Origin of the sequence: Acidovorax sp. Root70 (assembly GCF_001428225.1) — a bacterium.
Classification (GTDB): domain Bacteria; phylum Pseudomonadota; class Gammaproteobacteria; order Burkholderiales; family Burkholderiaceae_C; genus Acidovorax.
Window position 1 is genome coordinate 1 of sequence record NZ_LMHQ01000004.1, and the last position, 24,067, is coordinate 24,067.

Genomic DNA, 24,067 nt, shown 5'->3' on the forward strand with positions numbered 1-24,067 from the left:
CAAGTGGGAGAAGCCGTCACCCAGATGGACCAGGCCACCCAGCAAAACGCCGCCCTGGTGGAAGAAATGGCCGCGGCCGCCAGCGCGCTGAACGCCCAGGCTGGCGAACTGGTCAACGCCGTGGCCGTATTCAAGCTCGACGCCAGCAGCACGAACAGCAGCTACAGCCAGAGCCGCAGCACAGCAGCCCCCGCCCGCACCCCCATCGCAGCGCCCAGCTACAAAGCCCCGGCCCGCAGCACCAGCCTGGGCAGCAGCGCCAAGAGCGGCAGCAAACCCGCCGCCAGCCTGGCAGCGCCCAAGGCCAGCAGCGCAGCCCCAGCAGCAGCTGCCAAACCTGCCGCGCCCAGCCCGGCCCCGGCGCCCAAGGCAGGGGGAAGTGACGACGACTGGGAGAGCTTCTGACGAGGGCCAGACAGGTCTCGGTATGAAGAATTCAGGTCAAAACGGCCGCAAGCGCAGGTAAATCATGCGCTGATAGCTATCAAAACAGAAGTGAAGAAGCACGCAGAGGGGACACCTTCTGCGTGCTTTTTGCTGGGTGATGTGGTGGCGCTTGGTTCGTGGTTTCGAAGGCAAGTGGGGCCGAGAGCGTTGCCTGCCGGCGCAATGCCTGCTGCAGTGTGGGGCGCAACGGGTCGATGTCGGCGGCGGTGTTCCAGCGCTTGGGCGCAACTTGTACGCAAACGTAACGGAAAGCGCTATGCTGAGCGGGACCGCCGCGGCGCGCGGTCTTTCGGTGAGTGGGCAGCGTTTCTTTTTTGCGCCGTTCTCCCCAGGAGCTCCGCAATGGACCTTGGTTTCACCGCTTCGCGCTCGCGCACGAAGCACCCTCCGGTAGCCGAGGCGACCCGCCGGGCTTCGGCCCGATGGTCTGTGGCGCCTACTACGGCGCCCCCACGACAGCCGCCGCCCACCGCGCTTGCCGCTCCCCGCATGTCTTCTCCCCACCAGTGGCGCGCAGTCAGTCGGGCGCAGCCTTTTGCATTGTTTCCATCAGGAGTGCCGTCATGAACCAGTTCAAGATTTCCACCCGCCTGGCAGGTTTGCTTGCGGTCCTGTGTCTGCTGGTGCTGCTGGTGGGCGCGGCGGGGTTGTATGGCATGGGCAACTCCAATGCGGGGCTCAAGTCGGTGTATGACGACCGGGTGGTGCCGCTCAAGCAGATCAAGGTGGTGGCGGACATGTATGCCGTGAACGTGGTGGACACGGCCCACAAGGTGCGCGACGGTGCGCTGACACCTGCGCAGGGCCTGCAGTCGGTGGCCGACGCGCGCAAGGCCATCGATGCCAACTGGAAGGCCTACCTGGCCACGCAGTTGGTGCCGGAGGAGACCCAGCTGGTGGAACGCTTCAAGCCGCTGCAGGCCAAGGCCGATGCGGCGACCGACGTGCTGGCGGGGCACTTCAGGTCGGGCGACGTGGCGGCCCTGACTGCATTTGCGGCCAAGGAGATGTACCCCGCCATTGATCCGCTGCAAGAGGTGCTGGGCCAGCTGATGCAGGTGCAGCTGGACCGCGCCAAGGCCGAATACGACAGCGCCGCTGCCAGCTACCAGACCATCCGCGCGCTGGCCATCGCGGCGGTGGTGGCGGGGATTGCGCTGGCGGTGTTGATGGGTGGCGCCATGATCCGGCAGATTTCGCGCGCTCTGGGCGACGCGGTGCAGATCACCAATGCGGTGGCGCAGGGTGACCTGACCGTGGCCATCCACGCGCGGGGCAAGGACGAGATTGCCCAGTTGCTCGGCGGCCTCACCGCCATGCGCGACAACCTGGCGCAGGTGGTGGCCGGCGTGCGCGGCAATGCCCAGGGCGTGGCGTCGGCCAGCGCCGAGATTGCATCGGGCAACAACGACTTGTCCATCCGTACCGAGGAGCAGGCCAGCGCGCTGCAGGAGACGGCCGCATCGATGGAGGAGCTGAGCTCCACCGTCAAGCAGAACGCTGACAACGCACGCCAGGCCAACCAGCTGGCAATGAGCGCATCCACCGTGGCGGGGCAGGGCGGCGACGTGGTGGCCGAGGTGGTGACCACCATGAAGGGCATCAACGACAGCAGCAAGAAAATCGCGGACATCATCAGCGTGATCGACGGCATTGCCTTCCAGACCAACATCCTCGCGCTGAACGCCGCGGTGGAGGCCGCCCGCGCGGGCGAGCAGGGCCGGGGCTTTGCGGTGGTTGCCGGTGAGGTGCGCAATCTGGCCCAGCGCAGCGCCGAGGCTGCCAAGGAAATCAAGTCGCTCATCACCGCCAGCGTGGAGCGGGTGGAGCAGGGCTCGCAATTGGTGGACAAGGCGGGCACCACCATGACCGAGGTGGTGGGCGCCATTCGCCGTGTGACGGACATCATGGGCGAGATCAGTGCCGCCAGCAGCGAGCAGAGCACAGGCGTGTCGCAGGTGGGTGAGGCGGTGACGCAGATGGACCAGGTCACCCAGCAGAACGCCGCGTTGGTAGAGGAAATGGCCGCCGCCGCCAGCAGCCTGAGCCATCAGGCCCAAGCCTTGGTGGGCGCGGTGGCGGTGTTCAAGCTGTCGACCGAACAGGCGCGGGCACCACAGCCGGGCGGCGCTGCGACCTCTGTGCCGCACCCCGCGCCCGCTGCGGACCCGCGCAAGGCGACCGGCGGCAATGCGGCGGGCAAGGCGACCCTTGCCCTGCGCTCAGCATCTGCGCCTGCCTCCAAGAAGGTGCCCACGGGCGGCGCCACCCCCTCTACTGCCAGCAGGGCAGCGGGCACTGCACCCCAAGCGGCCCCGCAGGCAGTGGCCGCAGGCGCCGAGGACGACTGGGAGAGCTTTTGACAGGTAGGCAGGCCATTCGGGCACTGTTTGTGGGCTTTGCGCACCGTTTTGGGGCGTAGACTCCCTCCCATCGATTCGTCTCTGGGGGCTACTGCCATAGCGTCCTCCGAGTTGGGCGCCTCCAATTCAGAGGCTTTCCGGCCTTAGCAAGGCTCACCCGCGCGGCCCTGCTTTTTTTTGACGCACCCTGGCAGGCTGGCTAGCGGATTCTTTTCGGTCAAAATTGATACTATCATTTTTATCAAAAATATGATAGTATGCATACATTCCAGCTGCTGATTCCCTGGCTGACTCAGCACCGGTGCCCTGTCTCTGCATCGGCACACCAAGGGCTGGCAAAAGTCCATAAGAACCACGAAAGATCCCCATGAGCAATCTGAAAATCGGAGCACGCCTGAGCCTGGCCTTTGGCCTTGTCCTGTTGATCACGGCCGCCATCGCTGCCACCGGCGTCTGGCGGCTCGCTGTTCTCAAAGAGGCCAGCGTGCATATTTCCACCGTCGAGATGGAACGCAACGCCTTGGCGCAGGAGTGGAAAGCGGCCATCGACCTGAACTGGGTGCGTGCGTCCGCGTCGCTCAAGGCCACGGATGCGGGCTATATCCAGTCGCTCACGGCCGACATGGCCGCCACGTCGCAACGCGCCAGCGCGGCGCAGAAGAAGCTGGAGGCGCTGGTGGACGACGCCACCGAAAGGAGCCTGATGGAGCGCGTGGCGGTTGCGCGCGTGGCCTATGTGGACGCGCGTGCCAAGCTGCTGGAGCGCAAGAAGGCTGGTGAAGATGTGTTTGCCCTGGTGGACAGCGACCTCAAGCCCCTGGCAGCCACCTACTTGCAGTCACTGGCCGATGTGGCGGACAACACGCACAAGCAGCTGGATGATTTTGAAGGCAGCATCATCCAGGCGGCGGGCACCAGCCAGTGGGTGCTGGCGCTGGGCGCTGTGGCGTCGGTGGTGCTGGGGGCGTTGTTTGCGCTGTGGACCACGCGCTCCATCGTGGGGCCCGTGCAGCGTGCCGTGCAGGCGGCCGATGAAATCAGCCATGGCAACCTGTCGGTTCAGATTCGCGACGTGGGCAATGGCCGCAATGAAATGGCCCAGTTGCTGCGCTCGCTGGACGACATGCAGCAAAACCTGTCGCGCATCGTGGGGCATGTGCGTTCGGGCTCCGAGAACGTGGCCACGGCGTCGTCCGAGATCGCCCAGGGCAACAACGACCTGAGCGCACGCACCGAGCAGCAGGCCAGTGCCCTGCAGGAGACGGCGGCATCCATGGAGCAGCTCAATTCGACCGTGCGCCAGAACGCCGACAACGCCCGGCAGGCCAACCAGCTCGCGCAGAGCGCGTCGTCGGTGGCCGTGCAGGGCGGCGAGGTGGTGAGCCAGGTGGTGGACACCATGAAGGGCATCCACGACAGCAGCAGCAAGATCGCCGACATCATCGGCGTGATCGATGGCATTGCCTTCCAGACCAACATCCTGGCGCTCAACGCGGCCGTCGAGGCGGCGCGTGCGGGTGAGCAGGGCCGGGGCTTTGCGGTGGTGGCCTCCGAAGTGCGCAGCCTGGCGGGCCGCTCGGCCGACGCGGCCAAGCAGATCAAGACCCTGATCGACGATAGCGTGGAACGCGTGGCCGCAGGTACCACGCTGGTCGATCAGGCGGGTGCCACGATGACCGAGGTGGTGGGCTCCATCAAACGTGTGACGGACCTGATGGGTGAGATCAGCGCCGCCAGCGCCGAACAAAGCCAGGGCGTGACCCAGGTGGGCGAGGCGGTGACGCAGATGGACCAGGTCACCCAGCAAAACGCGGCGTTGGTAGAAGAAATGGCCGCAGCGGCCAGCAGCCTCAACAACCAGGCGCAGGATCTGGTGAGTACCGTGGCGTTCTTCAAGCTATCGCCGGGGCAGGCGGTGCGGGCAGTGCAGGCGGTGCAGCCGCCCGCATCCGCGTACGTGCCCAAGCCCGCAGGCGCGTCCCCTGCCTTGGCAGGTTCCCGTCGAGCAGCCCCTGCGGCCCTGCCCAAGGTGGTGCCCCCCCGTACGGCCGCCAAGCCTGCGCCGGTGCTGTCGGCAACGGCTGCTGCTGGCACGGGTGGCGGCAATGATGCCGATTGGGAGAGCTTTTGACGGTGGCTCACCGCCTGACCGCCCCCGGGGAGGAGTGGGTCCTGCGGTCGCTGCGCGGGCGGTCAGACCTTGCACAGATGTCGCAAGCGAGCCCAGCCTGGTCAGAGTAAGTCAGGCGGCCTTGAAGGGGCTTCGCGCCTGTAGATCGCCGAGGTAGCTTTCCACCCCGGCGCCTTCGCGGTCCAGAAAGCGCTGTACCGCCTCGGCAAACGCCGGGTGCGCCAGCCAGTGCGCGCTGGTGGCCTGTACGGGCAGCAGCGCGCGGGCCATCTTGTGCTCGCCCTGGGCGCCCCCTTCAAACCGCACAGCACCGTGGGCGATGCACCACTGCAGCGGCTGGTAGTAACAGGCCTCGAAATGCAGGCAGTCCACCCGCTCCAGAGCTCCCCAGTAGCGGCCGTAGGCTACCAGCTCGGAGCCTGATTCAGGGCCTGAGTTTGAGTTATTTTGGCCTGCAGTGCTGGATTCATCTGCGCTGATAGCTATCAAACTGCTAGCAATAGGCCGCCCGTCCCGCTCCCCCACAAACAGCAGCCAGGCCTCGGGCATGTGCGTCGCCATGCGGGCAAAGAAGTCGCGTGTGAGGTAGGGCGGGTTGCCGTGCTCCAGGTAGGTGCGCTCGTAGCAGCGGTAGAAAAAGTCCCAGTCCGCAGCGCTGATGCCGTCCCCGCGCGACCAGCGGAAGCTGACCCCCGCATCGGCCACCCGGCGGCGCTCCTGGCGGATCTTCTTGCGCTTGTCCTGCGACAGGCTGGCCAGGAAGTGGTCAAAGTCCCGGTAGCGCGGGGTCTGCCCATCCGTGGCCGCCTCCCCTTGCGCAGCAGCCGGCGCAGGGGGCTCATTCTTCCAATGAAACTGCACGGTGTGCCGCAGCATCAGGTCCTGCTGCACGCTGGTCAGCACATCGTCATCGCTGGCAAACAGCACGTGCACGGACGAGACGTTCTCTTGCTCGCACCACTGGCACACCGCCTGCACCAGCAGAGCCCGCGCGGCGGCATCGCGTGCCAGCAGGCGGCTGCCCGGCACGGGGGTGAAGGGCACGGCGATGACGGCCTTGGGGTAGTAGGGCACGCCATGCTGCTCATAGGCGCTGGCCCAGGCCCAGTCGAAGACGTATTCGCCGTACGAATGGCTCTTGAGGTACAGCGGGCAGGCAGCCACCAGGGTGTCGCCTTGCCACAGCGCCATGAAGCGGGGCGTCCAGCCGGTGCGGGGCGTGGCGCTGCCGCTGCTTTCCAGCGCCGCCAGGTATTCATGCCGCATGAAGGGCGTGGGGTGGCTTTGCTGCGCCAGCAGGCGGTTCCAGGCCTCTGCGCCCACGTCCTGCACGCAGGGGAGCACGCGGGCGATAATGGCAGCTTCAGCCATGCAGGCCCCTGTGATGCTCCCTTGATAGCGGGCCTGCAACGGCGGTATTCAACCCGGCCGCAGGGGCCGATTCCAGTTCCATGACGCTCTCCATTTGCACTGCGCAGCTCAACTTTGTTGTGGGCGACATGCCCGGCAACGCCCAAAAGATCATTGCGGCAGCCCGCGAGGCCTATGCCCAGGGCGCCCGCCTGTTGCTGACGCCGGAGCTGGCCATCTGTGGCTATGCGGCCGAAGACCTGTTCCTGCGCCCCGCTTTCATTGCGGCCTGTGATGATGCCGTGAAAACCGTGGCCCGCGAGACTGCGGGGTTGAAAGGCCTGGCCATCGTGCTGGGCCACCCGCAGGCCATGGCCCCTGGCGCGCAGGCCTTCAGCGTGTGCTTCAACGCCGCCAGCGTGGTGCGCGACGGCAAGATCGAGCAGACCTACGCCAAGCGCGAGCTGCCCAACTACCAGGTGTTTGACGAGCGGCGCTACTTTGTGCCGGGCAGCAAGCCCTGCGTGTTCGAGGTGGAGGGCCTGAAGGTGGGCGTGCTGGTGTGCGAAGACGCCTGGTTTGCCACCCCCGCACGCGACACCGCCGCTGCCGGGGCGCAGCTGCTGGCGGTCATCAATGCATCGCCTTTCCACCTGGGCAAGGGCACGGAGCGCGAGGCCACGATGTGCGCCCGTGTGGTCGAGACGGGTCTCCCGCTGGTCTATGCCCACCTGGTGGGCGGGCAGGACGAGGTGGTGTTTGAAGGCCGGTCGTTTGCGCTGGCGGCCGACGGCTCGGTGGCGGCGCGGGCGCCTGCTTTTGTGGAAAAACTGGTCTATGCGCTAGTGGAACCTGCCCAGGGTGCTATCAAAATTACAGCGGAGGTGGCCCCTGAGCGCACGCTGGAGGCCGACCTGTGGGACGCCCTGGTGCTGGGCGTGCGCGACTATGTGGGCAAGAACGGTTTCCCGGGCGCGCTGCTGGGGCTGTCGGGCGGTATCGACTCGGCGCTGGTGCTGGCGATTGCGGTGGATGCGCTGGGTGCCGACAAGGTCCGCACGGTGATGATGCCGTCGCCCTACACCGCCGACATCAGCTGGATCGACGCGCGCGACATGGCCGCGCGCATGGGCGTCCGCTACGACGAGATCTCGATCAAGCCCCAGTTCGAGGCCTTCAAGGCTGCGCTGGCCACCGAGTTTGCTGGCTTGCCTGAAGACACCACCGAAGAAAACTTGCAGGCCCGCATCCGGGGCACGCTGCTGATGGCGCTGTCCAACAAGTTCGGCGCCATTGTGCTGACCACGGGCAACAAGAGCGAAATGTCCACCGGCTACTGCACCCTTTACGGCGACATGGCCGGCGGCTTTGCGGTGATCAAGGACGTGGCCAAGACCCGGGTGTTCGACCTGGCGCGCTGGCGCAACGCCAACGATCCGTACGGCACGGGTGCCAGCCCCATCCCCGAGCGCATCATCACCCGCCCCCCCAGCGCCGAGCTGCGGCCTGACCAGAAGGACCAGGACAGCCTGCCGCCGTACGAGGTGCTGGACGCCATCGTGGCCCGCTACATGGAGAACGATGAGCCCATCGAATCCATCATTGCCAGCGGCTTTGAGCGCGCGGATGTGGAGCGCGTGACACGCCTCATCAAGCTCAACGAGTACAAACGCCGCCAGGCGCCCGTAGGGATTCGCGTCACGCGCCGCAGCTTCGGCAAGGACTGGCGTTACCCTATCACCAGCAAATTCAGGGCGTGACGCGTTCGCGCCGTGCCCTCAGCCCGATTTTTTACATCCTCCAGGAGACCCGCTATGAAAATGATCACCGCCGTCATCAAGCCCTTCAAGCTCGAAGAAGTCCGCGAAGCCCTGGCCGAATGCGGCGTGACCGGCCTCACAGTGACCGAGGTGAAGGGCTTTGGTCGCCAGAAGGGCCACACCGAGCTGTACCGTGGCGCGGAATACGTGGTGGACTTTCTGCCCAAGGTGAAGGTCGAGGTCGTGGTCAAGACCGAGGATGTGGACCGCTGCGTGGACGCCATCGTGAACGTGGCGCGCACCGGCAAGATTGGAGACGGCAAGATTTTTGTGACCGCCGTGGAGCGCACGGTGCGTATCCGCACGGGTGATCTGGACGACGCAGCGGTGTGAGGTGACAACCCTCTGAGTCGCTTCGCGCCTTTCTTCTCCCTTCTCTCGAACGGCCGCGCTGTTTGAGAAGGGGGATACCGCCAGCGCGTGGAGGGGGCCCTGGCGCGGCGGTCCTGGCTCGCGCCGCGCCAGTTTTGGAGTGCGGAGAGAGTTAGATCACAGAGCGCAGCGGGATGGCCGCTTGGTCGGGCCCCGCGTCTTGCACCAGCGTGCGCAGCAGGGCCTCTGTGTCGGTATAGGCGTGCAGCAGGCCCATCTGCCACTCGCCCATGAAGCCGCTGGCCACGCTGGTCTGCAGAAAGCCCAGCAGGCCGTCGTAATAGCCCGCCACATTGAGCAGGCCCAGTGGCTTGTCGTGGTAACCCAGCTGGCGCCAGGTCCACACCTCAAACAGTTCTTCAAACGTACCAATGCCCCCGGGCAGGGCAAGGAAGGCGTCGCTGCGTTCGGCCATCATCGCCTTGCGTTCGTGCATGGTCTGCACGATGTGCAGCTCGTCGCACTGGCGGTTCGCCAGTTCCTTGTCCACCAGCGCCTGCGGAATCACACCCACCACCCGGCCGCCCGCCAGGCGCGTGGCTTCGGCCACCGTGCCCATCAGGCCGCTGCGGCCACCGCCGTACACCAGTTGCCCCTGGTGGGTGCCAATCCACTGACCCACGGCCTGCGCCGCCTGGGTATAGGCGGCGTTGTCACCAGGGCGCGATCCGCAATACACGCACACAGAAAAAGCAGGTTCAGGCATGGAAAAACCTCTGAAATAACGCTGCTGCCCAGATGCCCATGCACAGCAGCAAAGCCAGCAGAACCGCCGCACTGCCCATGTCCTTGGCGCGTTTGGACAGGTCATGCCATTCGGGCCCGATGCGGTCGATGGCGGTTTCGATGCCGGTGTTGAGCAGCTCCACAATCATCACGATGATCACCGAGCCCGCCAGCAGAGCGACCTCGACCCAGCTGCGGCCCAGCCAGAGTGACAGCGGCAACAGCACCACGGCAGCGATGGCCTCTTGGCGAAACGCCTTTTCGTTCCACCCGGCCCGCAGCCCTTCCAGGGAATAGCCCGCCGCATGCCAGATGCGGTTGAGGCCGGAGCGTGCCTTTTGGGGGTTGGCGGGTGCCGCTGATGGAGGAGAAGAGGGTTGCATGCGCTTATTTTTTGGGTATTTCGTAGTGCACCAACCGGGTGCCCGCCAGCGCGTCATGCCAGAACTGCTGTGTGGGATGAAACCGGCTGAGCAAGGCCCAGATGGCCACCCATCCCAGTACGATGACGGCGGATTCGCCCCCCGACAGGGAAAACAGCGCTGCCGCTGCCAGCGGGGGCAAAAACCACAGCCAGCTCAACACGTAACGCAGCAAGGCGCGCGTCTGGCTGATGGGTTGCCCGGCAGTGCCCACCACGCGGATGTGCCAGGTCTTCTGCGCCAAGGTCTGTCCCTTGGCCCAGAACCACGTGAAGTAGATGCCGAACACCACGAACAGGAAGGCCTGCAGTGCATGGCGGTTGTCCATGGCATTCCGGGTCTGGCTCAGTGTGCCGAACAGGTAGCCGGCAATGAAAACCACACCGAACATCAGCATGCCTTCGTACAGCCAGCAGGCCATGCGCCGCCACAGGTTGGGAGTAGGGGCGCCCGCCAAGGCGCCAGTTAGGGCGCTGGCAGCGGCCTGCGGCGTGGGGGTAGGGTGAGAAACAGACATTCCAGAGGTCAGGCCCGTCGGGCCGAGGCAGGTTACAAACCTACTGAGGATACAGGCCGGAGGTGTCAGGTGTTACCGGGGGCGGTGTGGGCGAGGCTGTGCTGTCGGCTCCCCCGGTGCCCAGGGGCGGAAGCGCTGCGGGCACCGCACTGGGGATCGCCACAGGCGCCGTTTCCACCCCACCGGGCGAGGCGGCAGGCGCTGCAGGCACGGGCGTCGAGCCCGCCGTCGCCGGGGCTGCCGGTTGGGGGATTGGGGCTGCAACGCGCGGCGAATGGTCTACCACCGGTGGGATCTTGGGGGCATTGGGCCGGTCGGGGCTCGCTTGCGTCGCAGCGGGTACCTGGACCAGCTTTCTGGGCGAGACCGGTCGCAGGGCCGTGGCCGCGCCATGGGGGTTGGGGGCTGCTTTGGAGGCCAGCGCCTTGCGCTCTTCTTCAGACAGTGCCTGGTAGGCCTCCCATTGCGCCCGCTTGCCGTCCCCCGCCAGCCGTTTGGTGACAGCGTAGTTCAGCCGTGCCTGGTTGCGCTGCTGGGCGCTCAGGCTGGCCCAGTCGGTGATGCGGTCATGGAACTTGTGTTGTTCCTCTTCCGAAAGGCTGGGGTAGTTGGTGGCCAGGTCAAGCCAACGGCGTTTTTGGGCTTCGCTGATCAACGCCCAGCGTTCTGCCAGTGGATACAGCGCCAGTTTTTGCGCAGTAGTGAGCGTGCCCCAGCCGGGTCCTGCCTCCGTGGCGGGGGGCATGTTCACGACCGACAGGTCGGCGCGCGCATTGTTGGGGCGTGCCACTGCCGCCTCGGCACCGGCCTCCAGCAATGTGCTGGGCGCCATGCGCATCTGCATCCACGCCTGCCAGCCGCCGGCGCTGAGCGCGCCCAGAAGCGCCAATGCCAGCACAAAGGCTGGCAGCGTGGAAGGAGCTTCAGAGGGGCTTGGGTGCATGCAGTCCAGAGTCAGGCAGGTCAGTTTGGCTGCGCGGAGGTCTTGAGGAATTGTACGAAGCCTGGGTCCGAGTAAGCGGCGGGTGGCAGGTCGTCGGTCAGCAAAGCGGAATCCACCTCGGCCACATCATTGGCGGCGCGCTCGTCCTGGGCAATGTTGATAACCACCAAGCCCACTACCAGTGCCAACAGCGGCACGGCGGATACCAGCGCATTCCACCAGCTGCTGCCTTCGCCGCCACGGCCCAGCGTGGCCGTGCTGCCCGCGCTGACCACTGCAGCCGCAGGGGCGGTGCGACGCACCGGGACGGTGACCTTGCGTTTGGCCAACGCCTGCATGCGAGAGGCACGCAGACGTTCGGAAATGTCATAGGGCAGGGCGTCGGTCCCGCTGGACAGGCGCGCCGTGACGCGCAACGCAAAGCGCTCTGCAGAGGCTTCAGCTTGGGTCGATGGGGTCTGTACAGTGTTTTTCATGGCTCGATTCCTTTGGCCTTCAGTGCCTTGCTGAGGGTTTGTATGGCACGAAAGCAGTGCGTTTTGACACTGCCTTCGGAGCAGCCCATGGCGGCAGCCGTCTCTGCGACGTCCATTTCTTCCCAGTAACGCATCAGGAACGCTTCCCGTTGACGTGGCGGCAATTCGGCAATTTCTTCTTCAATGCCCTGGAAGATCTGTGCCCGGCGGGTCAAATCTTCCGCGCTTTCCGCCTTGTCGCCGTCTTCTGTTCCTGAATACGCTTCGAGCAGATCAAAATCCGTGCCATCTTCACCCGGGCCCTCGAAGTCGCTCATGCTCGAAAATAGTGCATTGCGTGTCTTCTGGCGCCGGAACCAGTCCAGGGTGCAGTTGGAAAGAATCCGCTGGAAGAGCATGGGCAGCTCGGCTGCCGGTTTGTCGCCGTAGTGCTCTGCCAGCTTGAGCATGCTGTCTTGCACGATGTCGAGCGCCGCTTCCTCATTGCGAACGTGGTAGACCGAGCGCTTGAACGCACGCTTTTCTACGCTTTTGAGGAAATCGGAGAGTTCTTGTTCGGTTGCCAAGACGGGTCAGCCCGGGAGGGGATCGGCGCCAAAGTCTTCAGTTTTGAACTGATCGACGCCATAAAGCTGCAGATTATCGCACCCGCTGGAGTTTTTTTTGGCAGTGGAGCGTTTTGTGAGTGTTGCAGTGCGATAATTGACGTTGCAATTCAAAAGGCAAACGGGTCACGGTCCGGCGCGGCAATCATCCCGCCCATGTCCTTGGCCTCAAGTTCCAAGCTGGCTTCACAAGAGCGCGTGCGAGGAGCACCCAAGGTTTTTCGTCAGAGAAATTCACAAAGGTTGATCGATCATGGAAATCTCCAAGGCTGAAATCTCTTCAGCAGCCGCTGCTTCGCAGGGCAACACTTCCCCCGCTTCCGGCTCGCAGGACCTCATGGGTTCTGAGATCCTCATCAAGGCCCTCCAGGCAGAGAACGTCCAGTACATCTGGGGTTACCCGGGTGGTGCGGTCCTGTACATCTACGACGCGCTGTACAAGCAAGACACCATTCAGCACGTGCTGGTACGCCACGAACAGGCGGCGGTGCACGCCGCCGACGGCTATGCGCGCGCCACCGGCGAAGTCGGCGTGGCTCTGGTCACTTCGGGCCCCGGCCTGACCAATGCCGTCACCGGCATCGCCACCGCGTACATGGATTCGATCCCCATGGTGATCATCTCCGGCCAGGTGCCGACGCCCGCCATCGGGCTGGATGCCTTCCAGGAATGCGACACGGTCGGTATCACCCGCCCGATCGTCAAGCACAACTTCCTCGTCAAGGACCCGCGCGATCTGGCAGCGACGATGAAAAAGGCCTTCCACATCGCCCGCACTGGCCGCCCCGGCCCTGTGGTGGTGGACGTGCCCAAGGACGTTTCCTTCAAGAAGGTGCCCTACACCGGCTACCCGCAGACGGTGGAAATGCGCTCTTACAACCCGGTGCGCAAGGGCCATGGCGGGCAGATCCGCAAGGCGCTTCAGTTGCTGCTGGCGGCCAAGCGTCCATACATCTATACCGGGGGCGGTGTGCTGTTGGGCAATGCCACCAACGAGCTGCGCACGCTGGTGGACATGCTGGGCTACCCCGTCACCAACACGCTGATGGGTCTGGGCGCCTACCCCGCGTCCGACCGCAAGTTCCTGGGCATGCTGGGCATGCACGGCACCATCGAAGCCAACAACGCCATGCAGAACTGCGACGTGCTGCTGGCTGTGGGTGCCCGGTTTGATGATCGCGTGATCGGAAACCCCAAACACTTCGCACAGAACGACCGCAAGATCATCCACGTCGATATCGACCCATCGAGCATCTCGAAGCGCGTGAAGGTGGATATCCCCATCGTCGGCGACGTGAAGGACGTGCTCACCGAGCTGATCTCCATGATCCGCGAGAGCAGCACCCGCCCGGATGCCGGAGCACTGGCCGCCTGGTGGGACACCATCGAAGGCTGGCGCAAGCGCGACTGTCTCAAGTACAGCATGGGCAGCGGTGACGTGATCAAGCCGCAGTACGTGGTTGAGACGTTGTGGAACATGACCAAGGACGGGGACACCTACATCACGTCCGACGTGGGCCAGCACCAGATGTGGGCGGCGCAGTACTACCGCTTTGACGAACCCCGTCGCTGGATCAATTCCGGTGGCTTGGGCACGATGGGTGTGGGCATTCCGTACGCCATGGGTATCAAGCTGGCCAAGCCGCAGTCCGAGGTGTTCTGCATCACGGGCGAAGGCTCGGTGCAGATGAACATCCAGGAGTTGTCCACCTGCCTGCAGTACAACACGCCGATCAAGATCTGCTCGCTGAACAACCGCTATCTGGGCATGGTGCGCCAGTGGCAGGAGATTGAATACTCCGGCCGCTACAGCCACAGCTACATGGACGCGCTGCCCAACTTCGTGAAGCTGGCAGAAGCGTACGGCCACGTCGGCATGCTCATCGAGCACCCCAAGGATGTGGAGCCCGCCCTGCGCGAAGCCCGCAAGCTCAAGGACCGCACGGTGTTCATGGACTTCCGAACCGACCCCACCGAGAACGTGTTCCCGATGGTGCAGGCCGGCAAGGGCATCACCGAAATGCTGCTGGGGTCGGAAGACCTTTAAGCCCAATCGGCCCAAAGCGCACGTTTTTTATGCGCTACCAGCTATCGAATAGATAGCATCCATTTTTTGACGAATCTATTGCCTGCCAAGCCCATGCATTACCGTGCATGGGGGAGGGCAGCGAAAAGAGGAATCGCTTCATCATGAAACACATCATTGCTGTCCTGCTGGAAAACGAGCCTGGCGCTCTTTCCCGCGTCGTGGGCCTGTTCTCGGCCCGTGGTTACAACATCGAATCGCTCACCGTGGCGCCCACCGAGGATGCATCGCTGTCGCGCATGACCATCCAGACCACGGGCTCCGACGATGTGATCGAGCAGATCACCAAGCACCTGAACCGCCTCATCGAGGTCGTGAAGGTGGTGGACCTCACCGAAGGCGCCTACACCGAGCGCGAGCTCATGATGGTGAAGGTGCGTGCGGTGGGCAAGGAGCGCGAGGAGATGAAGCGCATGGCCGACATCTTCCGGGGTCGCATCATCGACGTGACCGAGAAGAGCTACACCATTGAGCTCACCGGCGACCAGTCCAAGAACGACGCGTTCCTGCAGGCCATTGACCGCACTGCCATCCTCGAAACTGTCCGCACAGGCGCCAGCGGCATTGGCCGTGGCGAGCGCATTCTGCGCGTGTAAGACAATTCACCCCGTTTTTTCCCAATTTCAACCCCCAACAACGCATTTCAACCGGAGCGACCCATGAAAGTTTTCTACGACAAAGACACCGACCTGAGCCTGATCAAGGGCAAGACCGTGGCCATCATCGGCTACGGCTCGCAAGGCCATGCCCACGCACAAAACCTGAACGACAGCGGCGTGAAGGTCGTGGTCGGCCTGCGCAAGGGCGGTGCATCGTGGGACAAGGTTGGCAAGGCCGGCCTGAACGTGCTGGAAGTCAACGATGCGGTCAAGGCCGCCGACGTGGTCATGATCCTGCTGCCTGATGAAGACATCGCAGCGGTGTACAAGAACAACGTCGAACCCAACATCAAGCAAGGCGCTTCGCTGGCCTTTGCCCACGGTTTCAACGTGCACTACAACCAGGTCGTGCCCCGCGCTGACCTGGACGTGTGGATGGTCGCCCCTAAGGCCCCTGGCCACACTGTGCGCAACACCTACACCCAAGGCGGCGGCGTGCCCCACCTGGTCGCTGTGCACCAGGACAAGTCCGGCAAGGCCCGTGACCTGGCCTTGAGCTACGCAGCTGCCAACGGCGGTGGCAAGGCCGGCATCATCGAGACCAACTTCAAGGAAGAAACCGAGACCGACCTGTTCGGCGAACAGGCGGTGCTGTGCGGTGGTGCCGTCGAGCTGATCAAGATGGGTTACGAAACCCTGGTCGAAGCCGGTTACGCCCCTGAAATGGCTTACTTCGAATGCCTGCACGAGCTCAAGCTCATCGTCGACTTGATCTACGAAGGCGGCATTGCCAACATGAACTACTCGATCTCGAACAACGCTGAGTACGGCGAGTACGTGACCGGTCCTGAAGTGATCAACGAGCAATCGCGCGCCGCCATGCGCAATGCCCTGAAGCGCATCCAGAACGGCGACTACGCCAAGATGTTCATCCAGGAAGGCCGCCTGAACTACCCATCGATGACGGCACGCCGCCGTAACACGGCAGACCACAGCATCGAGAAGGTGGGCAGCCAACTTCGCGCCATGATGCCCTGGATCGCCAAGAACAAGCTGGTCGACCAGACCCGCAACTGATTCTTCATTGCTGGAGCGTCAAAAGGCCACTTCGGTGGCCTTTTTCCATTGGCGTTGGGCACTGCGCGCAGGCGCTACACTGCGGCCTTCGCCTTTTGTGTGCGCGGCGGCCTGCTGTCTTGCGGAAAATGGCTGGATACTATAAATTTAATAGCTGCTCGCGCAATGCGGGTAAGCGCTGGAGGTCTGTTTGATGCATGACGGCAATGAGTCCACCGACAAGCCCGGTGTGATGGTGCGCAAAAGGCGCAAGGGCATCTACATCCTGCCCAACCTGTTCACGCTGGCGGCCTTGTTTGGTGGTTTCTATTCCATCGTCATGGCCATGAATGGCCGTTTTGACCAGGCGGCGGTGGGCGTCTTCTGTGCCATGGTGCTCGACAGCCTCGACGGGCGCGTGGCCCGCATGACCAATACTCAGAGCGCGTTTGGCGAGCAGATGGATTCGCTTTCCGACATGGTGTCCTTTGGGGCAGCGCCTGCCTTGATTGCTTATGAATGGTCCCTTCAGGGTCTGGGCCGCTGGGGCTGGATCGCCGCCTTTGTGTATTGCGCCTGTGCGGCGCTTCGCCTGGCGCGTTTCAATGTGAACACGGGGGTTGTGGACAAGCGCTATTTTCAAGGGTTGCCTTCGCCCGCCGCGGCGGCCTTGGTGGCTGGATTCATCTGGCTGATGACCGAACTGGGCGTGCGTCCCGGCGAAGACCACTGGCTGAGCTGGAGCCAGGTGACCTGGATCATGTTCGCCTTCACGCTCTATGCGGGGCTGACCATGGTGACCAACGTGCCGTTCTACAGCTTCAAGGATGTGCAGATGAAAAAGAGCGTGCCTTTTGCCGCCATCGTGCTGATTGCCCTGGGCATTGCCGTCATCAACATTCACCCTCCCATCGTACTTTTCGGCGTGTTTGTTTTCTATGGCTTGAGCGGTTATGCCGTGTACGCCTGGCGCAAGGCCAAAGGCCAGCACAGCAGCGTGATCAGCACCTCTACCGACGAACCCGACGAGCGCGGTCTGCACAAGTAAGGGCCATGGGGTCCTGACACTTGTGCTACATTGCGATGCATGAACTTGTTTGCTCTGGCACTACTGCTACCTCCCCACGGGCGGAGTCAGTAGGCGCACGCGCACACTATTCCACAAAGGCCCGTATGCACCCGCAACGGGCCTTTTGTTTTGGGCGCCAGTTTTTTCGTTGCGGGCCCCACCCACTGATACCAGGAGAACAACATGGCTGACAAACTGATCATTTTCGACACCACCTTGCGCGATGGTGAGCAGTCCCCCGGGGCTTCAATGACCAAGGACGAGAAGCTGCGTATTGCGCGCCAGCTGGAGCGTCTGAAGGTGGATGTGATCGAAGCCGGTTTTGCCGCCAGCTCCAACGGTGACTTTGAGGCCGTGCAAGCCATTGCCAATGCCATCAAAGAGTCCACCATTTGCTCGCTGTCGCGTGCCAACGACCGCGATATTTCACGCGCTGCAGAGGCTCTCAAGGGTGCGGCGAATGCGCGCATCCACACCTTCATTGCCACTTCGGCGCTGCACATGGAGAAGAAGCTGCGGATGACGCCCGACCAGGTACTCGAGCAAGCCAAGCAGTCGGTTCGCTTTGCGCGCAACCTGGTGGGTGACATCGAGTTCAGCCCCGAAGATGGCTACCGCAGCGACTCTGACTTTCTGTGCCGTGTGCTGGAGGCTGTGATCGCCGAAGGCGCCACCACCATCAACGTGCCAGACACCGTGGGCTACGCCGTGCCCGAGCTGTACGGCAACTTCATCAAGACGCTGCGCGAGCGCATTCCCAACAGCGACAAGGCGATCTGGTCCGTGCACTGCCACAACGACCTGGGCATGGCCGTGGCGAACTCGCTGGCCGGTGTGAAGATCGGTGGTGCACGCCAGGTGGAATGCACGATCAACGGCTTGGGTGAGCGCGCCGGCAACTGCTCGCTCGAAGAGATCGTGATGGCCGTGAAGACCCGCAAGGACTATTTTGGGCTTGAACTGGGCATCGACACCCAGCACATCGTGGCTGCCAGCCGCATGGTGAGCCAGACCACGGGCTTTGTGGTGCAGCCCAACAAGGCCGTGGTGGGCGCCAACGCGTTCGCTCATGCCAGCGGCATTCACCAGGACGGCGTGCTCAAGGCACGCGACACCTATGAAATCATGCGGGCTGAGGATGTGGGCTGGAGTGCCAACAAGATCGTGCTCGGCAAGCTCAGTGGTCGCAACGCCTTCAAGCAGCGCTTGCAGGAACTGGGTGTCAGCCTGGACAGCGAAACCGAAGTCAACACCGCTTTCACGCGCTTCAAGGAGCTGGCCGACCGCAAGAGCGAGATTTTTGACGAGGACATCCTGGCGTTGGTCAGCGACGAAAGTGTCACAGCCGAAAAAGAACAATATGGTTTCGTGTCGCTGTTTCAGCAGAGCGAAACCGGCGAGCAACCCCGCGCACGCATTGTCTTTACCGTCGATGGGAACGAAGTGCGGGGCGAGGCAGAGGGCAATGGGCCAGTCGATGCTTCGCTCAAGGCCATTGAATCGCACGTGAAGAGTGGCGCCGAAATGGTGCTGTATTCGGTGAACGCCATCAGTGGCTCCACCGAGAGCCAGGGCGAGGTCACCGTGCGTTTGCAAAACAGTGGTCGCGTGGTGAATGGCGTGGGTGCGGACCCCGACATCGTCGTGGCGTCGGCCAAGGCCTACCTCAGCGCCTTGAACAAGTTACAAAGTAAAGCCGATCGGGTCGCTGCCCAAGGCTGAGTGATCAATTTATAATTCACTCACTTTCTCGGAAAGTCGCGCAAGGTATTGATCTTGCGCGACTTTTTTTGATTCTGTACACTGCCCCATAATTCTTACCGTTTGGAGCACTTTGATGCACCATCGCCGCAACGCTGCAGTGAATCGATTTTTCCAGTGGATGGGTCTTGCGCTTGTGAGCGCAGCCCTCCTTTCGCCCTCTGCGCATGCGGCAGAGGTCAAAAAGCAAGGGGCTAAAAAGCAGCAGGCGGGCGCAGTCCATGCCAAGCGTGCCGTGGCCCCGCGCAAAGTCGCTGCAAGCATCAAGCCCACACGCGTGAGCGCCAAAACGGTCAAGGCCCCTACCAAGGTGGCCTTTGTGCCGGCCAAACCCTCTTTTGGGCAGATGGCGGGCTTGCACGATGTCAATGACCCGCTCGACCTGAAGTCCAGTGTGGCGCTGGTGGTGGATCAGGACACCCACGAGGTGTTGCTGCGCAAGAACGATCAGGCTGTGCTCCCTATCGCGTCCCTGACCAAGCTCATGACGGGCATGCTCATCTCGCAGGCCAAATTGCCGATGGACGAGCCCGTCACGATCACGCAGGACGACGTGGATACCGAAAAGGGTAGCCGATCGCGCCTCACGGTGGGCACTACGCTGACCCGAGGAGAGATGCTGCACCTTGCGCTTATGTCCAGCGAGAATCGGGCGGCCCATGCCTTGGGTCGCACCTACCCTGGGGGCCTGGAGCTGTTTGTGTCCCAGATGAACGCCAAAGCGAAGGCGCTGGGGATGAACGATACCCACTATGTGGAACCTACAGGCCTGTCCAGCCGCAATCAGTCGAGTGCTCGCGATCTCGCCACCTTGGTGGGTGTGGCGCATGGCGACCCCCTGTTGCGCGAACTGTCAACGTCGCCCGGCTACGAGGTGGCTGTGGGGCACAAGACGCTCCAATACAACAACACCAACGGGCTGGTGAAAAACCCTACCTGGGATATTGGTCTGCAGAAAACCGGCTATATCTCCGAGGCAGGTCGTTGTCTGGTGATGCAAGCCCAGGTGGCAGGGCGCAAGCTGATCATGGTGTTTCTGGACTCAGCAGGCAAATTCAGCCGGCTGGGCGATGCAGAGCGGGTGCGCCGCTGGGTGGAGTCCAACCCTGCGCTGGCCGCGCCATTGCAGGCGGCTCGCAATACCAACGGCTGAGCCGACGGATTCAAAAAAAGCACCTGACAGCGTGATGCTGTCAGGTGCTTTTTTGTTTTAGCGTCCACCACCAAACCGTCTTTGACGGGGCCTTTCGGTTACTCCTCGAGCGACTCGGTGAGCGACAGGGGGCGGCGTACTGTAGGTGCCCCGGTGCGGTAACTACAGTGTGTCGCAAGGTGGGAGCCGTACCTCGCCCCTCAGACCTGTGTTGAACGGTGTTCAACGCAGTTCAGCGCGCTGGTTGCTCAAGGTGTTGGGGTGGGCATCGGGCTGAGGTGTATGGCCCAGCGCCAGTGAAATCTCGTTCGCGGTTGCCTGCAGCTTGGGCAGCCAGCCTTCATCCAGGCGGTCTGCGGGGGCAGAAATCGACAGGCCTGCCACCAGCTTGCCCTGGTCGTCGTACACGCCGGCCGCCATGCAGCGCACGCCCAGTTCCAACTCCTCGTTGTCTCGGGCGATGCCGTATTGGCGTGCCTTGGCCAGCTCCCGCTCCAGCACCGGCAACTGCGTAATGCTGTTGCGGGTATGGCCAGCCAGACCGGTGCGGGTGGCGTAAGCGCGAACGCGCTGGGGGTCGTCCAGTGCCAGGAAAAGTTTGCCGGTTGAAGTCAGATGCAGCGGGGCCCGGCCGCCTATCGCACGCACCACCTGCATGCCCGAACGCTCGCTGTAGGCGCGCTCCACATACACAATCTCGTCCCCCTGGCGCATGCTCAGGTTCACGGGTTGCTGGATCAGCTTATGCAGACTGCGCATGGGGGTCAGCGCGGCGTCGCGCACGCTCAGGCGGGCCTTGACCAGATTGCCCAGTTCCAGCAATCGCATCCCCAGTCGGTAGCTGCCTGATTCAGGGCGGTCCACGAACCGGCCGATGGTCAGATCGTTGAGGATGCGGTGGGTTGTGGAAGGGTGCAGCCCGGTTTTCTCGCTGATTTCCTTGAGGGAAATCGCCTCTTCGCGAGAGGCCAGCACATCGATCAGGGTGAACATGCGCTCAAGTACCTGAACGCTGGGTTTGAGAGGAATGCTGGGATCGGTTTTTTTCATGAGCGGCGATGGTGCGAAGGCCGCCACATTTTATCTTGTGAAATGTGAGTGCGTGTTCAGGGGGTCGCGCGCCCAGTGTCTCCGACCCGATGCCAATGGCCGTCCGTACGGATTTCGTGCGGCAGAAAACGCGCCTTGTAGTTCATCTTGGGGCTGGTTTCAATCCAGTACCCCAAATAAACATGGGGCAGCCCCAGCGCATGGGCTTGCGCGATTTGCCACATGACGTTGTAGGTGCCATAGCTGCAATGGGGTTCCGGTTCGTAAAACGTGTAGACGGCGGACAGGCCGTCATCAAGCACGTCGAGAATGGAGACCATCTTGAGAGCGCCGGGCTCGCCCGATGCATCGGTCTCGCGAAACTCCACCAGCCGCGAGTTCACCCGGCTTTGCAGCAGAAATTGTGTGTATTGGTCGATGCTGTCATGGTCCATGCCGCCGCCCGCGTGGCGGCCGTTCTGGTAGCGCAGATACAGCTGGTAGTGTTCGGGCACGAAACACAGCCGCAGCACGCGTGCCTGCAGTTTTCCGTGGCGCGCGGCAGCGCGTTTCTGGCTGCGATCAGGCTTGAACTCGTTGACCAGGACTCGCAGGGGGGTACAGGCCTGGCATCCGTCGCAATAGGGGCGGTAGGTGAACATACCGCTACGGCGAAACCCCTTGGCCACGAGGTCGGAATACAGATCGCTCTGGATCAGGTGGCTGGGCGTGGCAACCTGCGACCGCGCCTGCCGGTCCGGCAGGTAGCTGCAGGGGTAGGGGGCTGTCGCATAAAACTGCAGGGTTTGCAGCGGAAGGTCGTTGAGTTGCGTCATGCCGGGGCGGTCAAGGAGGGCAGCAGCTTGTCCCAGTATACGGGCTCAAATATCCAGGGAAAGGCAGGCTGTTGCCGAGCGCTGTCTACGTGTTTCAGAAACTTTGAGCGGGGTATTTCCCGGGCGCCCAGCGAAGCCAGATGATGGGTATTTTGCTGACAGTCCACGAGGGAGACCCCATGGCGGCGGCATAGGCACACCAAAGCTGCTAGGGCGATCTTGGACGCATCTGTGGTGTATGCAAACATGGATTCGCCAAACACCGCGTGGCCCAGCGCTACGCAATACAGGCCGCCCACCAGCCGCCCGTCCACCCACGTTTCCACACTGTGCGCGTGGCCTGCTCGGTGCAGGTGTGCGTAGGCATCGATCATTTCGGGCACGATCCAGGTTCCTGCCTGGCCCTCGCGTTCTTTCATGGCACAGGCGGTGATGACGTCCTCGAACGCACTGTCAATGCGGATCTCGCAACGCGCCTGCCGGCGGAACGACTGCAGCCTTTTGCGCAGCGAGCGGTGCAGGCGAAACTCTGACACAGGCAGCACCATGCGCGGATCGGGCGCCCACCACAGAATGGGTTGACCGGGGCCGTACCAGGGGAAGGTGCCTTGCGCATAGGCGGCACGCAGGCTGGCCACGTCCAGACCGCCCCCTGCGGCCAGCAGTCCTGGCGCGGGGTCGCCATCCCCCCAGGCAAGGGTCGGGGCGGGAAACGGGTCGCGGGGTTCGAGCCAGGGCAGTTGCGAGGGCATGCGGACGTGTGTCACAAAGACACCATTGTCTGGCATGCGACTGCTGGTTGGGGGTGGCAAAGGTTCAGGCGAAAAAAAGCCCCGCACGTTTTGTGCAGGGCTTTTTAACTGGCTCCTCGACCTGGGCTCGAACCAGGGACCTACGGATTAACAGTCCGGCGCTCTACCGACTGAGCTATCGAGGAATGATCGGTACAACTTGCAAACTAACTCATCAAAAGGCCCCGCGTACACATGCAGGGCCTGAAAAATTCTTGGCTCCTCGACCTGGGCTCGAACCAGGGACCTACGGATTAACAGTCCGGCGCTCTACCGACTGAGCTATCGAGGAACAAGACTTAGATTATATACACAAAAACACCTGTCTGAAAACTCGTGCGTCTGGTCTCGTGACCTTTGCAAGCGTGCCTGGCGGGCGCGGGCCGCACCGTGCACGCAAGCGGGGTATCAAGGCTCAGGCCTGCGCCACAACCAGATCAGCACGCAGGCCATGCAGGCCGAAACAGCGACGGCCACCCAGGTGCGGGTTGCGCCCATCCACAGTACGGCGGCGCTGGCGGCCATGAAGACTGCTGCACTCCATTTGGCGCGGCGGCTGACCTTGCCGCCTTGGGCCCAGTTGCGCAGCAGTGGTCCGAAGAGGCGGTGGTTCCACAGCCAACGGTACAGGCGCGGCGAGCTGCGCGCGGCCGCCCAGGCAGCCATCAGGATGAATACCGTGGTGGGCAGGCCGGGAACGATCACACCGATGACGCCCATTGCCAGGCACAGCACCGCAAACCCCAGCAGCAGCCACCGCACGGGCCATGGCAGCGGACGTGGGGGGTCTGCAGCGGTGGCGATGTCGGTGGTGTTCGGGTCCTCGGGCAGGGTGGCCATGGCCTTTATTGTCGCCCCGCGCGCGAAGGGCCCGGGGTGTGCCGCCTGCCCGCTGCGTGCAGCGCTGCGCCGCCCGCGCTATGCTGCGCCCCACCGGCCTCACGCCGACTGCCTTCGATACTTCCACGATGACCGTCCATACCATCCTCAAGATGGGCGACCCGCGCTTGCTGCGAGTCGCCCAACCCGTCACCGAATTCGATACCGATGCGCTGCACCTGCTGGTGCGCGACCTGTTCGACACCATGCGTGCCGTCAACGGCGCAGGGCTGGCCGCGCCGCAGATTGGTGTGGACCTGCAATTGGTGATCTTCGGCTCCAACGAGCGCAACCCCCGCTACCCGGACCGCCCGCTCGTGCCGCCCACGGTGCTCCTCAACCCCGTGATCACGCCATTGGGGGCGGAGGAGGAAGAGGACTGGGAAGGGTGCCTGTCCGTGCCTGGCCTGCGTGGGAAGGTGCCGCGCTGGTCGCGCATCCGCTACACGGGCGTGGACCCGTATGGTGATCCCATTGACCGCACGGTGGACGGCTTTCACGCGCGGGTGGTGCAGCACGAATGCGACCACCTGATCGGCAAGCTGTACCCCATGCGGGTGCGCGATTTCACGCAGTTCGGGTTCACGGAAGTGCTGTTCCCGGAGATCGATGCCGCAGAGGACGACTGAGCCTGAT

Annotated in this window: 22 protein-coding genes, 2 tRNA genes and 1 pseudogene; 12 read left to right on the top strand and 13 right to left on the bottom strand. The window is 63.2% G+C overall.

All coding sequences use genetic code 11. The features are described 5' to 3' along the window. From ASD94_RS23760 to ASD94_RS03120, 3 genes and pseudogenes are all read left to right on the top strand, one after another. Positions 1-405, top strand: a pseudogene (locus ASD94_RS23760) (methyl-accepting chemotaxis protein); the annotation flags it as partial. A 605-nt stretch (positions 406-1,010) separates the two neighbouring features. Next, complete coding sequence (locus ASD94_RS03115; RefSeq protein WP_056638488.1) at positions 1,011-2,810, top strand: methyl-accepting chemotaxis protein; 1,800 nt, start codon at positions 1,011-1,013, stop codon at positions 2,808-2,810. Positions 2,811-3,177: 367 nt separating this feature from the next. Continuing rightward, complete coding sequence (locus ASD94_RS03120) at positions 3,178-4,941, top strand: methyl-accepting chemotaxis protein (protein WP_056638492.1); 1,764 nt, start codon at positions 3,178-3,180, stop codon at positions 4,939-4,941. Between the two features lie 111 nt (positions 4,942-5,052). On the opposite strand, the gene ASD94_RS03125 is transcribed toward ASD94_RS03120, so the two are convergent. After that, the gene (locus ASD94_RS03125; RefSeq protein ID WP_056638493.1) at positions 5,053-6,312 is read right to left on the bottom strand and encodes a GNAT family N-acetyltransferase; all 1,260 of its coding nucleotides are present in this window, start codon (positions 6,310-6,312) and stop codon (positions 5,053-5,055) included. Positions 6,313-6,392: 80 nt separating this feature from the next. On the opposite strand from ASD94_RS03125, the gene ASD94_RS03130 reads away from it, so the two are divergent. Next, positions 6,393-8,051 carry an NAD+ synthase gene (locus ASD94_RS03130; protein WP_056638494.1) on the top strand — a complete coding sequence of 553 codons (1,659 nt, stop codon included), beginning with the start codon at positions 6,393-6,395 and terminating at the stop codon, positions 8,049-8,051. A 54-nt stretch (positions 8,052-8,105) separates the two neighbouring features. After that, the gene (locus ASD94_RS03135; protein WP_056638495.1) at positions 8,106-8,444 is read left to right on the top strand and encodes a P-II family nitrogen regulator; all 339 of its coding nucleotides are present in this window, start codon (positions 8,106-8,108) and stop codon (positions 8,442-8,444) included. Positions 8,445-8,595: 151 nt separating this feature from the next. Here the strand turns inward: ASD94_RS03135 and ASD94_RS03140 are convergent, their stop codons facing one another. Genes ASD94_RS03140 through ASD94_RS03165 form a run of 6 tightly spaced genes read right to left on the bottom strand, consistent with a single transcriptional unit; the run spans position 8,596 to position 12,133 of the window. Next, positions 8,596-9,189, bottom strand: a complete 594-nt coding sequence (locus ASD94_RS03140) for a TIGR00730 family Rossman fold protein (protein ID WP_056638498.1) — start codon at positions 9,187-9,189, stop codon at positions 8,596-8,598. Further along, positions 9,182-9,592 carry a diacylglycerol kinase gene (locus ASD94_RS03145; RefSeq protein WP_056638500.1) on the bottom strand — a complete coding sequence of 137 codons (411 nt, stop codon included), beginning with the start codon at positions 9,590-9,592 and terminating at the stop codon, positions 9,182-9,184. Before ASD94_RS03145 ends, ASD94_RS03140 begins: the two co-directional genes overlap by 8 nt. 4 nt (positions 9,593-9,596) lie before the next feature. Then, positions 9,597-10,148: an RDD family protein gene (locus ASD94_RS03150; RefSeq protein ID WP_082576729.1), complete on the bottom strand. Its 552-nt coding sequence runs from the start codon at positions 10,146-10,148 to the stop codon at positions 9,597-9,599. 40 nt (positions 10,149-10,188) lie between these two features. After that, positions 10,189-11,091, bottom strand: a complete 903-nt coding sequence (locus ASD94_RS03155; RefSeq protein ID WP_056638505.1) for a DUF3106 domain-containing protein — start codon at positions 11,089-11,091, stop codon at positions 10,189-10,191. Positions 11,092-11,111: 20 nt separating this feature from the next. Next, a complete protein-coding gene (locus ASD94_RS03160) occupies positions 11,112-11,567 on the bottom strand; it encodes a DUF3619 family protein (RefSeq protein ID WP_056638508.1) in 456 nt (151 codons plus the stop codon). Further along, positions 11,564-12,133 carry an RNA polymerase sigma factor gene (locus ASD94_RS03165; RefSeq protein ID WP_056638511.1) on the bottom strand — a complete coding sequence of 190 codons (570 nt, stop codon included), beginning with the start codon at positions 12,131-12,133 and terminating at the stop codon, positions 11,564-11,566. Before ASD94_RS03165 ends, ASD94_RS03160 begins: the two co-directional genes overlap by 4 nt. 292 nt (positions 12,134-12,425) lie before the next feature. On the opposite strand from ASD94_RS03165, the gene ASD94_RS03170 reads away from it, so the two are divergent. The 6 genes from ASD94_RS03170 to pbpG all read left to right on the top strand — a co-directional run bounded on the left by ASD94_RS03170 (position 12,426) and on the right by pbpG (position 19,896). Continuing rightward, positions 12,426-14,219: an acetolactate synthase 3 catalytic subunit gene (locus ASD94_RS03170; protein ID WP_056638513.1), complete on the top strand. Its 1,794-nt coding sequence runs from the start codon at positions 12,426-12,428 to the stop codon at positions 14,217-14,219. A gap of 143 nt (positions 14,220-14,362) precedes the next feature. Further along, on the top strand, positions 14,363-14,854 hold the full coding sequence (ilvN, locus tag ASD94_RS03175) for an acetolactate synthase small subunit (protein ID WP_015013659.1): 492 nt from the start codon (positions 14,363-14,365) through the stop codon (positions 14,852-14,854). 63 nt (positions 14,855-14,917) lie between these two features. Next, positions 14,918-15,934: a ketol-acid reductoisomerase gene (ilvC, locus tag ASD94_RS03180; RefSeq protein WP_056638514.1), complete on the top strand. Its 1,017-nt coding sequence runs from the start codon at positions 14,918-14,920 to the stop codon at positions 15,932-15,934. A gap of 193 nt (positions 15,935-16,127) precedes the next feature. Further along, a complete protein-coding gene (pssA, locus tag ASD94_RS03185; protein WP_056638519.1) occupies positions 16,128-16,961 on the top strand; it encodes a CDP-diacylglycerol--serine O-phosphatidyltransferase in 834 nt (277 codons plus the stop codon). A 204-nt stretch (positions 16,962-17,165) separates the two neighbouring features. Next, positions 17,166-18,704, top strand: coding sequence for a 2-isopropylmalate synthase (locus tag ASD94_RS03190; RefSeq protein WP_056638522.1), 1,539 nt, complete (start codon positions 17,166-17,168; stop codon positions 18,702-18,704). Between the two features lie 115 nt (positions 18,705-18,819). Further along, complete coding sequence (gene pbpG / locus ASD94_RS03195) at positions 18,820-19,896, top strand: D-alanyl-D-alanine endopeptidase (protein ID WP_056638525.1); 1,077 nt, start codon at positions 18,820-18,822, stop codon at positions 19,894-19,896. A 222-nt stretch (positions 19,897-20,118) separates the two neighbouring features. Here pbpG and ASD94_RS03200 read toward each other — a convergent pair whose 3' ends face one another. The 6 genes from ASD94_RS03200 to ASD94_RS03225 form a co-directional block, all read right to left on the bottom strand. Beyond that, positions 20,119-20,946: an IclR family transcriptional regulator gene (locus ASD94_RS03200; RefSeq protein WP_056638528.1), complete on the bottom strand. Its 828-nt coding sequence runs from the start codon at positions 20,944-20,946 to the stop codon at positions 20,119-20,121. 56 nt (positions 20,947-21,002) lie between these two features. Next, on the bottom strand, positions 21,003-21,761 hold the full coding sequence (locus ASD94_RS03205; protein ID WP_056638531.1) for an arginyltransferase: 759 nt from the start codon (positions 21,759-21,761) through the stop codon (positions 21,003-21,005). Next, a complete protein-coding gene (aat, locus tag ASD94_RS03210) occupies positions 21,758-22,513 on the bottom strand; it encodes a leucyl/phenylalanyl-tRNA--protein transferase (protein ID WP_056638780.1) in 756 nt (251 codons plus the stop codon). Before aat ends, ASD94_RS03205 begins: the two co-directional genes overlap by 4 nt. 109 nt (positions 22,514-22,622) lie before the next feature. Then, positions 22,623-22,698 (bottom strand) — tRNA-Asn (locus ASD94_RS03215). Positions 22,699-22,768: 70 nt separating this feature from the next. Further along, a tRNA-Asn gene (locus tag ASD94_RS03220) sits at positions 22,769-22,844 on the bottom strand. Between the two features lie 116 nt (positions 22,845-22,960). After that, positions 22,961-23,392, bottom strand: coding sequence for a YbaN family protein (locus tag ASD94_RS03225; RefSeq protein ID WP_082576730.1), 432 nt, complete (start codon positions 23,390-23,392; stop codon positions 22,961-22,963). 128 nt (positions 23,393-23,520) lie between these two features. On the opposite strand from ASD94_RS03225, the gene def reads away from it, so the two are divergent. Further along, positions 23,521-24,060 (top strand): peptide deformylase, encoded by a 540-nt coding sequence (gene def / locus ASD94_RS03230; RefSeq protein ID WP_056638787.1) that lies wholly within the window; start codon positions 23,521-23,523, stop codon positions 24,058-24,060. Positions 24,061-24,067 lie beyond the last annotated feature (7 nt).

Excerpts from the sequence above, each read along its gene's own strand:
- ASD94_RS03135 (WP_056638495.1), top strand. The coding sequence starts at position 8,106 with ATGAAAATGATCACCGCCGTCATCAAGCCCTTCAAGCTCGAAGAAGTC.
- ilvN (WP_015013659.1), top strand. The coding sequence starts at position 14,363 with ATGAAACACATCATTGCTGTCCTGCTGGAAAACGAGCCTGGCGCTCTT.
- pssA (WP_056638519.1), top strand. The coding sequence starts at position 16,128 with ATGCATGACGGCAATGAGTCCACCGACAAGCCCGGTGTGATGGTGCGC.
- ASD94_RS03205 (WP_056638531.1), bottom strand. The coding sequence starts at position 21,761 with ATGACGCAACTCAACGACCTTCCGCTGCAAACCCTGCAGTTTTATGCG.
- ASD94_RS03130 (WP_056638494.1), top strand. The coding sequence starts at position 6,393 with ATGACGCTCTCCATTTGCACTGCGCAGCTCAACTTTGTTGTGGGCGAC.
- ASD94_RS03160 (WP_056638508.1), bottom strand. The coding sequence starts at position 11,567 with ATGAAAAACACTGTACAGACCCCATCGACCCAAGCTGAAGCCTCTGCA.
- ASD94_RS03150 (WP_082576729.1), bottom strand. The coding sequence starts at position 10,148 with ATGTCTGTTTCTCACCCTACCCCCACGCCGCAGGCCGCTGCCAGCGCC.
- ASD94_RS03125 (WP_056638493.1), bottom strand. The coding sequence starts at position 6,312 with ATGGCTGAAGCTGCCATTATCGCCCGCGTGCTCCCCTGCGTGCAGGAC.
- ASD94_RS03115 (WP_056638488.1), top strand. The coding sequence starts at position 1,011 with ATGAACCAGTTCAAGATTTCCACCCGCCTGGCAGGTTTGCTTGCGGTC.
- ASD94_RS03170 (WP_056638513.1), top strand. The coding sequence starts at position 12,426 with ATGGAAATCTCCAAGGCTGAAATCTCTTCAGCAGCCGCTGCTTCGCAG.
- ASD94_RS03155 (WP_056638505.1), bottom strand. The coding sequence starts at position 11,091 with ATGCACCCAAGCCCCTCTGAAGCTCCTTCCACGCTGCCAGCCTTTGTG.
- ASD94_RS03120 (WP_056638492.1), top strand. The coding sequence starts at position 3,178 with ATGAGCAATCTGAAAATCGGAGCACGCCTGAGCCTGGCCTTTGGCCTT.
- pbpG (WP_056638525.1), top strand. The coding sequence starts at position 18,820 with ATGCACCATCGCCGCAACGCTGCAGTGAATCGATTTTTCCAGTGGATG.
- ASD94_RS03145 (WP_056638500.1), bottom strand. The coding sequence starts at position 9,592 with ATGCAACCCTCTTCTCCTCCATCAGCGGCACCCGCCAACCCCCAAAAG.
- ilvC (WP_056638514.1), top strand. The coding sequence starts at position 14,918 with ATGAAAGTTTTCTACGACAAAGACACCGACCTGAGCCTGATCAAGGGC.
- ASD94_RS03225 (WP_082576730.1), bottom strand. The coding sequence starts at position 23,392 with ATGGCCACCCTGCCCGAGGACCCGAACACCACCGACATCGCCACCGCT.
- ASD94_RS03200 (WP_056638528.1), bottom strand. The coding sequence starts at position 20,946 with ATGAAAAAAACCGATCCCAGCATTCCTCTCAAACCCAGCGTTCAGGTA.
- ASD94_RS03190 (WP_056638522.1), top strand. The coding sequence starts at position 17,166 with ATGGCTGACAAACTGATCATTTTCGACACCACCTTGCGCGATGGTGAG.
- ASD94_RS03140 (WP_056638498.1), bottom strand. The coding sequence starts at position 9,189 with ATGCCTGAACCTGCTTTTTCTGTGTGCGTGTATTGCGGATCGCGCCCT.
- aat (WP_056638780.1), bottom strand. The coding sequence starts at position 22,513 with ATGCCCTCGCAACTGCCCTGGCTCGAACCCCGCGACCCGTTTCCCGCC.
- def (WP_056638787.1), top strand. The coding sequence starts at position 23,521 with ATGACCGTCCATACCATCCTCAAGATGGGCGACCCGCGCTTGCTGCGA.